10 protein-coding genes are annotated in these 8,333 nt (G+C 71.4%); 5 read left to right on the top strand and 5 right to left on the bottom strand.

Annotated elements, in window-relative coordinates:
* Positions 1 to 490 (bottom strand): thiamine pyrophosphate-binding protein (locus tag VJR25_RS07905; protein WP_324114308.1); only part of this gene is annotated, 490 nt, incomplete at its 3' end.
* A gap of 175 nt (positions 491 to 665) precedes the next feature.
* Positions 666 to 887, bottom strand: a complete 222-nt coding sequence (locus VJR25_RS07910) for a hypothetical protein (RefSeq protein ID WP_324114310.1) — start codon at positions 885 to 887, stop codon at positions 666 to 668.
* A gap of 126 nt (positions 888 to 1,013) precedes the next feature.
* Between VJR25_RS07910 and VJR25_RS07915 the strand changes: the two genes are divergently transcribed.
* The gene (locus VJR25_RS07915) at positions 1,014 to 1,310 is read left to right on the top strand and encodes a hypothetical protein (protein WP_324114311.1); all 297 of its coding nucleotides are present in this window, start codon (positions 1,014 to 1,016) and stop codon (positions 1,308 to 1,310) included.
* A gap of 33 nt (positions 1,311 to 1,343) precedes the next feature.
* On the opposite strand, the gene VJR25_RS07920 is transcribed toward VJR25_RS07915, so the two are convergent.
* Entirely contained in the window at positions 1,344 to 1,823 is a 480-nt protein-coding gene (locus VJR25_RS07920; protein WP_324114314.1) for a MarR family winged helix-turn-helix transcriptional regulator, read from the bottom strand.
* A 41-nt stretch (positions 1,824 to 1,864) separates the two neighbouring features.
* On the opposite strand from VJR25_RS07920, the gene VJR25_RS07925 reads away from it, so the two are divergent.
* Positions 1,865 to 3,328, top strand: a complete 1,464-nt coding sequence (locus VJR25_RS07925) for a DHA2 family efflux MFS transporter permease subunit (RefSeq protein WP_324114316.1) — start codon at positions 1,865 to 1,867, stop codon at positions 3,326 to 3,328.
* A 25-nt stretch (positions 3,329 to 3,353) separates the two neighbouring features.
* On the opposite strand, the gene VJR25_RS07930 is transcribed toward VJR25_RS07925, so the two are convergent.
* Positions 3,354 to 3,797, bottom strand: a complete 444-nt coding sequence (locus tag VJR25_RS07930; RefSeq protein WP_324114318.1) for a universal stress protein — start codon at positions 3,795 to 3,797, stop codon at positions 3,354 to 3,356.
* A 264-nt stretch (positions 3,798 to 4,061) separates the two neighbouring features.
* Between VJR25_RS07930 and VJR25_RS07935 the strand changes: the two genes are divergently transcribed.
* Genes VJR25_RS07935 through VJR25_RS07945 form a run of 3 tightly spaced genes read left to right on the top strand, consistent with a single transcriptional unit; the run spans position 4,062 to position 7,749 of the window.
* A complete protein-coding gene (locus VJR25_RS07935) occupies positions 4,062 to 5,519 on the top strand; it encodes an aldehyde dehydrogenase family protein (RefSeq protein ID WP_324114320.1) in 1,458 nt (485 codons plus the stop codon).
* 5 nt (positions 5,520 to 5,524) lie between these two features.
* Positions 5,525 to 7,030 carry a GMC family oxidoreductase gene (locus tag VJR25_RS07940; protein WP_324114322.1) on the top strand — a complete coding sequence of 502 codons (1,506 nt, stop codon included), beginning with the start codon at positions 5,525 to 5,527 and terminating at the stop codon, positions 7,028 to 7,030.
* On the top strand, positions 7,027 to 7,749 hold the full coding sequence (locus tag VJR25_RS07945) for a DUF1684 domain-containing protein (RefSeq protein WP_324114324.1): 723 nt from the start codon (positions 7,027 to 7,029) through the stop codon (positions 7,747 to 7,749). The genes VJR25_RS07940 and VJR25_RS07945 overlap by 4 nt, the downstream gene beginning before the upstream one ends.
* 258 nt (positions 7,750 to 8,007) lie before the next feature.
* On the opposite strand, the gene VJR25_RS07950 is transcribed toward VJR25_RS07945, so the two are convergent.
* Positions 8,008 to 8,333: zinc-binding dehydrogenase (locus tag VJR25_RS07950; protein ID WP_324114326.1), on the bottom strand; the 326-nt coding region annotated here is incomplete at its 5' end.

Consider the following 8,333-nt stretch of genomic DNA (forward strand, 5'->3'; position numbering starts at 1 on the left):
GTCCTGCGTCGCGCGTGGCGACGTCGTAGGGGATGGCCAGCACCACCGGCACCCGGTACGACAGGGCGTGCTCGATCGCGATGATGACGGTCGCGGCGGCATCCGTGCGGCCGACGGTGTACGTGCGGGCGCCGACCCCGGAGGCCATCGCGATCTGGTCGACGTCCCACGGGCGAGGGCCCGATGTGGGCTCGTCTCCGACGACGAGCACGAGCGGGATGCGCGCCTGCACGGCTTCGGCGAGGGCGGTCAGCGTGTTCGTGAATCCGGCGCCGTAGGTCGCGGTCGCGGCGGCGATCCGGCCCGACGCGCGGTAGTGGGTGTCGGCGGCGACCACGCCGCCGGCCTCGTGGCGCACGGCGGTGTAGGCGGCGGCGGTCTGACGCTCGAGGGCGTCGAGGAAGTACGCGTTGCCGTTGCCCATCACCCCGAACACGTGGTCGATGTGACGGGCGAGGGTGACGGCGACGTGCGCGGACACGGTGGGCATGGCGGAGCCTTTCGGGAGACAGGAACGGGAGGATGCCGTGTATGTCTCGCGCGCTCGGCCCTTCCCGGGCGGCTGCGTGCTCCTTTTTCGAGCACCGGCCCCTGGGCGCGCACGCGCTGTGCGGCGACATCGTCGCACCGGGCCGGACATCCCTCACTCTAGGGCATGCGGCCGGTCACCGCTCGTCGAGCCGCCGGATGCTGCGCCGGTGCATGAGCATGACCCCCGAGACCCCGACCGCGCACATCACCACGATGTACACGCCCAACAGCAGGGGAGCGAGGTAGCGCGGGGCGCCGGCGGGCACCGCCAGCACGGTCACCGCGACGGCGAGCACGAGCACGACGAGCACCGCGATGTGCGCGCATTGCAGGAGCGCGTCGATGCGGCGGTGCATGGCACACACAGTAGCGGTCGGCGCCCCGCGGCATCCGGGATCGGGCATCCCGATGTCCGGCATCCTGCATCTCGGGAACAGATCGCTGCGCGGTCACGCAAGGTCCGGCTCCGGCACAATGGAGGGGTGAAGACGATCCAGCTCCGCCGCTACGTGCTCGCCGACGGGACCTACGACGAGTTCGTCGCGTGGTTCAACGACTCGCTCCTCCCCGCGCGCACTTCCACCGGGTTCGCCGTCGAGTTCGCGTACGGCATCCGCGAGACGAACGAGTTCGTGTGGGCGGTCTCGGTGCCCGGCGACGCCGCCGCGTTCGGCCGGATCGAGGAGGCGTACCTGGCGTCCCCCGAACGGACCGCGGCCTTCGCCGGCCAGCCCGACCGGATCGCCGCCAAGGCGATCGACCTCGTCGAAGCGGTCTGAGCGGACCCGCGCGGGGGCGGACCCGCGCTGCCGTCAGCGTTCCTGGACGGGCTGCGCCGCCCGTGACTCGAGCCGCGCGGCGAACAGGCGCAGTGCCGGCAAGGCCGAGGTGATGGCCGCGCGCTCCTCGTCGCCGAGGTCCTGCAGCGCGTCGTGCACGCGGTCCTCATTTGCACGCCGCCATGCCGCGTGCTGCTCGCGGCCGAAGTCGGTGAGCGTGAGCGTGACCGCGCGGCGGTCGTCGTCGCGGCCGCGTCGCTCGAGCAGCCCCGCCGCCACCATCTGCTGAGCCAGGTTGCTCACCGTGTTGCGGGCCAGCCGCTGGCGCTCGGCGAGTTCGCTCACGCCCAGTCCCGGTTCCTCGGCGAGCCGCTGCAGCAGCTCGACCTGAGCCATCGGCAGCGACTCCCACGGCACATCCGACCGCACGCTGGAGCGGAGGCTGCGACGCAGCCGCGTGATCACATCGGTGAGGGCCCACGCATCCTGGGCGCTCGCGCCGTCCGTCACCATGCCCCTAGCCTATCGATATTGTCCTGATATAGACTTGTTCTGTGACAGAACAATCTCGCGGTCGTCACTGGCATCGACGTCTTCTGCACGAGCCCGCGCGCCCCGCGTCTATCCGGGAGTCCATCCGGGCGCCCTGGCTGATCGTCGTGACCGTCTGCGTCGGGGCGTTCATGGGCCAGCTGGATGCGAGTATCGTGACTGTCGCGATCCCGGCGATGCGCTCCGACCTGCACGCCTCGATCGACGAGGTGGAGTGGGTCGCCCTGGTGTACCTGCTGGTCCTGGTCGGGACGATCGCCGCCGTGGGGCGCATCTCGGACATGTTCGGCCGGAAGCTGCTGTACTCGTACGGCTTCATCCTCTTCACGGTCTCGTCGTTCGTCTGCGCGCTGTCGCCCACGATCGAGTGGCTGTTGGCCGCTCGCGTGTTCCAGGCGATCGGGGCGGCAATGCTGCAGGCCAACAGCGTCGCCCTCATCCGTACGAACATCCCGAGGACGAGTCTCGGCCGCGCGATCGGCCTGCAGGGTGCGGCCCAGGCGATCGGACTGGCACTGGGCCCCTCGGTCGGCGGCGTGCTGGTGGGGCTCGGCGGTTGGCGCTGGGTGTTCTTCGTGAACGTCCCCGCCGGAATCCTGGGCATCGCGCTGGCCTGGTTCCTGCTACCGCGCACCCATGTCAAAGCGCACCGTGCACCCCTGGACTGGCGCGGTCTGATGACCCTCATGCCCGGGATCGGCCTGCTGCTGTGGACCCTGTCCGCCGCGTCGCGGGGTCAGGCACTGGCGCCGTCGACCCTCATCGCCCTCACCGCCGGACTCCTGCTGACTGTCGCTTTCGTGTGGATCGAGCACCGCGTCCGTCACCCGCTGGTGGATCTCGGACTGTTCCGGTCGGCTGTGTTCAGCCGCGGCATCCTGACGGGCCTGTTGTGCTATCTGGTGCTGTTCGGCGTGCTGTTCGTCTTCCCGATCCACCTCGTCGAAGGCCTCGCCCTCACCGCCGCTGCGGCCGGCCTCGTGCTCACGATCCTGCCGGCTGCACTCGGGGCGATCGCGCCACTGGCCGGTCGCATCACCGACCGGCTGGGCCACGCCACACCGACCACGATCGGCATGGGCCTGACGGCCCTGGCACTCGCGGTCACCGCATTCGTCGCCCTGCCTCTGTGGGGGCTCGCCGTCGTGCTGCTGTTCGTCGGTCTGGGTCTGGGCCTGTTCACGCCCGCGAACAACGCGACCGTCGCGGCCGCCGGGCCCGCGCATCACGCCGGAATGGTCAGCGCCGTCCTGAACATGACTCGCGGATTCGGCACCTCACTCGGCGTCGCGGTCGCCGCGGCCGCCTACACGCTGGGATCCGGTGCGAATCTGCACGGCAGCGGCTCCGGCTTCCAGATCGCCGTCACGGTCCTCGCGATCGTCGCCGCGGCGGCGACTCTGATCTGCCTCATCCGAGGCCCCCGGACCGCGCGTGAGATCGTCGAGGAGCCCCGACCGAACTGACATCTCCGGTGGTCGAAGGTGGCGGTCAGCCGGGCGTCCGTGCCGGCTGCGGCCGGACGATGAGCACCGGACAGTGCGCATGGGCGGCGCACGCGGCACTCACGGATCCGAGCAGCAGCCCCGCGAACCCGCCGTGACCGCGGCCACCCAGCACCAGCATCCCGGCCCGCTTGCTCTCCACGATCAGGGTGTGCGCAGCCGGGCCGGCCAGCACGTGCCTGCGAATCCGCGGCGGTCGGTCGCCGAACGCATCGAGGATCGCGCGATCGAGGGCGGATGCCGCCGACTTGTCGAGATCCCAGGCGCCGACCGCCAACTCGGCGGCCGGGTAGGACCACACGATCGCCGCCTCCAACGGAGCCCCGAGCGCCCCGGCGACCCGCGCGCCCTCCCGGAGGGCCTCGACTGATGCCGGGGAGCCGTCCACCCCGACCAGAACACGGTCGTCCGCCTGCTGCTCTTCACTCATGGCCACCGTCCCACCGACGTTCGGGGATCAGGCCGGCGTTTTCCCATCGCAGGCCTGCATGATCTCCACCATTGAACACCTTCGACGACGGCCGTGCGTCCCCGAGTGGCCGGGTGCGTCGGTACCGGCCGGGGTGGTGGCGGGATGCCTTGCTCATGCGGGCACCGATGGTGCGCGCTGAGTCAAGCCGGGGGTGGGATACCGGACGGACAATGAGAGCACCCGACGCGCCGCCGCGCGCCGAATCGACTCAAGGAGACACCGATGTCCGAATCGACTGTGCTTGCCCAGAACTCAGGGCTCGATGAGAACGCGCTGCTCGCGCGCGTGCAGGCTCCGGAAGGCGAGGGGCGCGAGATCCTCGACGCCGCCACCCGCGAGGTGATCGGCCGGGTCCCGGTTCAGACGATCGAGGACATGGATGCCGCGATCGCGCGCGCCAAGGCCGCCCAGCCCGCCTGGGAGGCCCTCGGACACGAGAAGCGCAGCGAACTGCTGCTGAAGGCGGCCGACGCGATCGACGCGAACGCGGAGGGCCTGGCCCACCTCCTCTCCCGCGAGCAGGGCAAGCCGCTGAACGGACCGAACGCCCGGTTCGAGGTGGGTGCGTGCTCCGCGTGGCTGCGCACGAACGCCACCACGGTGCTCGAGCCGGAGGTGCTCGTCGACGACGAGAACCTGCACGCCGAGCTCGTCTACAAGGCCGCGGGCGTCGTGGGCGCGATCAGCCCGTGGAACTGGCCGCTGATGATCTCGATCTGGCAGATCGGTCCGTCTCTGCGCATGGGCAACACCGTTGTGCTCAAGCCCTCCGGCAACACCCCGCTGAGCGTGCTCGCGATGGTCTCGGTGATGAACGACGTGCTCCCGCCCGACGTGCTCATCGCCGTGTCCGGCCGTGGCGAGACCGGTTCGCGCCTGGCATCCCACCCCGACGTCGCCAAGGTGATGTTCACCGGTTCCACCGAGACCGGAAAGAAGATCATCGAGGCCTCCGCCGGCAACCTCGCCCGCCTCACCCTCGAGCTCGGCGGCAACGACGCCGGCATCGTGCTGCCCGGCACCGACCCGGCCGCGATCGCCCAGGACCTCTTCTGGGGCGCATTCATCAACACCGGACAGACCTGTGCCGCCCTCAAGCGCCTCTACGTGCACGACTCCATCTACGAGGAGACCGTGCAGGCGCTCGCCGAGATCGCGAAGAACATGCCGATGGGCCCGGGGCTGGACGAGAACAACGTGCTGGGCCCGCTGCAGAACAAGGACCAGTTCGACATCGTGTCGCGTCTCGTGGAGGACGCGAAGGCCCACGGCGGACGCGTCGTCGCCGGCGGCGAGGCGGCCCCCGAGCTCGGCGAGCTGTTCTACCGCGCGACGATCGTCGCCGACGTCACCGACGGCACCGCCGTGGTCGACGAGGAGCAGTTCGGCCCGGTGCTGCCGGTCATCCGCTACACCGACGTCGATGACGCCTTCGCCCGCGCGAACGCGGCCGAGGTCGGCCTCGGCGCCTCGGTGTGGTCGAGCGATGTGGATGCCGCTCGTGCGGCCGCGACGCGCATGCAGTCCGGCACCGTGTGGATCAACTCGCACGGCGGCCTGCACCCGATGGTGCCGTTCGGCGGCACGAAGAGCTCCGGCTACGGAATGGAGTTCGGCGTCGAGGGCCTGAAGTCGGTGGCCGTGCCGCAGGTCGTCTCGGGTCCCGGTCGCAAGGGCTGACCGCGATGACGACGGCGATCGTCGTCGGCGGCGGGTCGGCGGGCAGCGTTGTCGCCCGCCGGCTCGCCGACGCCGGCATCCAGGTCGCCCTGCTCGAAGCCGGCGGCGAGGACGCCAACCCGGCGATCCACGACCCGGCCCGGATGGCCGAGCTCTGGCACGGCCCGAACGACTGGGACTACCGCACCGTTCCGCAGCAGCACGCCGGCGGTCGACGCCTGCACCTGCCACGCGGCAAGGTGCTCGGCGGCTCGCACGCGCTGAACGCCATGATCTGGGTGCGCGGGGCCGCGTGGGACTTCGACACCTGGGCGGCGCTCGGCTGCGACGGCTGGTCGTGGCACGATGTGCTGCCGGTGTACGAGCAGCTCGAGGGCGAGCTGCCGATCGTCGGCGACTACCCGCTCGAGCCCGTGCAGCAGGCGATCGTCGACGCGTATGTGCAGGAGGGCGTCGAGTTCAACCCCGACTACAACGGGGAACGGCAGGACGGCGTCTCGCAGCAGCAGGTCACCCTCGTCGACGGGCGGCGCGTGGACACGTACATGGCGTTCCTGAAGCCGGTGCGGGATGCCGTCGACGTGCACACCGGCGCGCACGTGCACTCCGTGATCGTCGAGGACGGCGCCGCGACCGGGGTGCGCTACCGCGACGACACCGGGCGGATGCGGGTGCGCCACGCCGACCACGTGGTGCTGTGCGGCGGCGCCCTCGACTCGCCGCAGATCCTGCTGCGCTCCGGCATCGGGCCGCGTGCGGAGCTCGAGGCGCTCGGCATCGACGTCGTCGCGGATGCCCCGGACGTCGGCGCCAACCTGCACGACCACCTGCTCTCGCCCGTCGTGTTCGCGACCGGGCGCCCGGTCGGGCCGCCGGTCCCGGGCGTCTCGGTCACCCAGACGCACGCGTTCTGGCGGTCGCAGCCGGACCTCCCCGTGCCGGACACGCAGCCGATCCACTTCTCCGTGCCGATGTACGGGGAGGATCTGCCGCCCGTCGGCGACGACGGCTTCTCCCTGATGGCGGGCATCGTGTCGCCGCGCAGCCGCGGCCGGCTGCGGCTCACCGGCGCCGGCCTGGACGACCCGGTCGAGATCGACCTGCAGGCGCTTGCGGACGACGCGGACGTGGCATCCCTCGTCGCCTCGGTGCGGCAGATGAGACGGGTGGGCCGCCGGCCCGCGCTCGCCGCCGAGTGGGGAGCCACCGAGGTGTACCCGGGCGAGCACGTCGGCGACGACGAGCTCGAGGACTACGTGCGGCGCACCGCGATCACGTACCACCACCAGGTCGGCACCTGCCGGATGGGGGCGGATGCGGCATCCGTCGTCGATCCGCGCCTGCGTGTGCGCGGCGTCACGGGCCTGCGGGTCGTCGACGCGTCGATCATGCCGCAGATCACCACCGGCAACACGAACGCCCCCGCCGTGCTCATCGGCGAGATGGGGGCGCGGATGCTGCTCGAAGACCTGGACCGTCCCCTGCCCCGAGGCGAGAGGATGGAGGCATGACATACGAGACATGGACGGCCGCGCGGGATCGGGCCGTGTGGGACGGTTACGGCATCGCGACGCTGGCCGGCACCCACTGGCTGGACGCCGAGCCGCGGTCGTTCGACCAGGTGCCGGGGCTCTGGAGCACCGACGGGGCATCCGCTCTCGGCGAGATCGACGGGGCGCAGATCGTGCTCGCGCCGTTCACCGACCGCGAGGTGGTGCGCGCGGACGGCGTCACCGTGCGGCTGCGCGCCCACGAGCGCGACGGGGAGATCGCCGTGCGCGTGTTCGTCCCGTCGTCACCGGCCGAGCGCGGCATCTCGCGGATCGAGCGGTTCGCCTATGACCCGGAGCTCTCCGTCCCCGGTCGGTTCGTCGCGGCATCCGACCTCGGAAAGAGCGACGTGGTCTCGGTCGACGGTCATGTGTCGCAGAAGCGGTACGCGGGCCGCGTCGAGTTCGCTCTCGACGGCGAGCCCACGGCGCTGACGGTCACGCAGCATCCCGACGGGGCGCTGTCGGCGGTCTTCGCGGATGCCACCAGCGGCACCGAGAGCCACCGGTTCCGCTTCCTCGACATGCCGGCCCCGGACGCCGACGGAACTGTGCAGGTCGACCTCAATCGGGCGTTCCTGCCGCCCTGCGCGTTCTCGGACCACTACCTGTGCCCCCTGCCCCCGGCCGAGAACCGCCTCGCCGTCCCGCTCCGCGCCGGCGAGGCCCTGGTGCGCTGACGGTCCCGCCCGGTCGTTGACCGAGCGGAGCGAGACGAAGTGAGCCTGGCGGGGTCACTGCCCACCGGTCGTTGAGCGAGCGAAGCGAGCCGAAACGCGTGTCCCCTTTCCCGGTCGTTGAGCGAGCGGAGCGAGCCGAAACGCAGTGAGCCTGGCGGGGTCACTGCGTTTCGTCTCGTCGCTGCGCTCCTCGCTCAACGACCGGGGGAAGGGGCTGCGCTCCTCGCTCAACGACCGGGGCGAGCGGGGTGTCTCGGGTCAGACGGTGACGACGACCTTGCCGCGCACGTGGCCGGTGCGCTGCAGGGCGACGGCGTCCGCGATCTGCTCGACCGGGAAGGACGCGGCGATCGGCAGCTGCAGCGTGCCTGCCGCGAGGCCGGACGCGATGCGGTCCAGGGCACCCGGCGTCGCATCCCCGCCGCCGGTGGCGATCGCGCCGCCCGGGGGAGTGGGACCGCCGGCGATCGTGGCGACGCGGTCGGCGGGCACGCCGAGCTCGAGCGCGGCGCGCACGGTGTCGGTGCCGTGCAGGTCGATGGCGGCATCCACCCCGTTCGGCGCGAGGGCCCGCACGCGGTCGA

Origin of the sequence: Microbacterium sp. (assembly GCF_035277845.1) — a bacterium.
Lineage (GTDB): Bacteria > Actinomycetota > Actinomycetes > Actinomycetales > Microbacteriaceae > Microbacterium.

Excerpts from the sequence above, each read along its gene's own strand:
- VJR25_RS07910 (WP_324114310.1), bottom strand. The coding sequence starts at position 887 with ATGCACCGCCGCATCGACGCGCTCCTGCAATGCGCGCACATCGCGGTG.
- VJR25_RS07920 (WP_324114314.1), bottom strand. The coding sequence starts at position 1,823 with ATGGTGACGGACGGCGCGAGCGCCCAGGATGCGTGGGCCCTCACCGAT.
- VJR25_RS07930 (WP_324114318.1), bottom strand. The coding sequence starts at position 3,797 with ATGAGTGAAGAGCAGCAGGCGGACGACCGTGTTCTGGTCGGGGTGGAC.
- VJR25_RS07935 (WP_324114320.1), top strand. The coding sequence starts at position 4,062 with ATGTCCGAATCGACTGTGCTTGCCCAGAACTCAGGGCTCGATGAGAAC.
- VJR25_RS07940 (WP_324114322.1), top strand. The coding sequence starts at position 5,525 with ATGACGACGGCGATCGTCGTCGGCGGCGGGTCGGCGGGCAGCGTTGTC.
- VJR25_RS07945 (WP_324114324.1), top strand. The coding sequence starts at position 7,027 with ATGACATACGAGACATGGACGGCCGCGCGGGATCGGGCCGTGTGGGAC.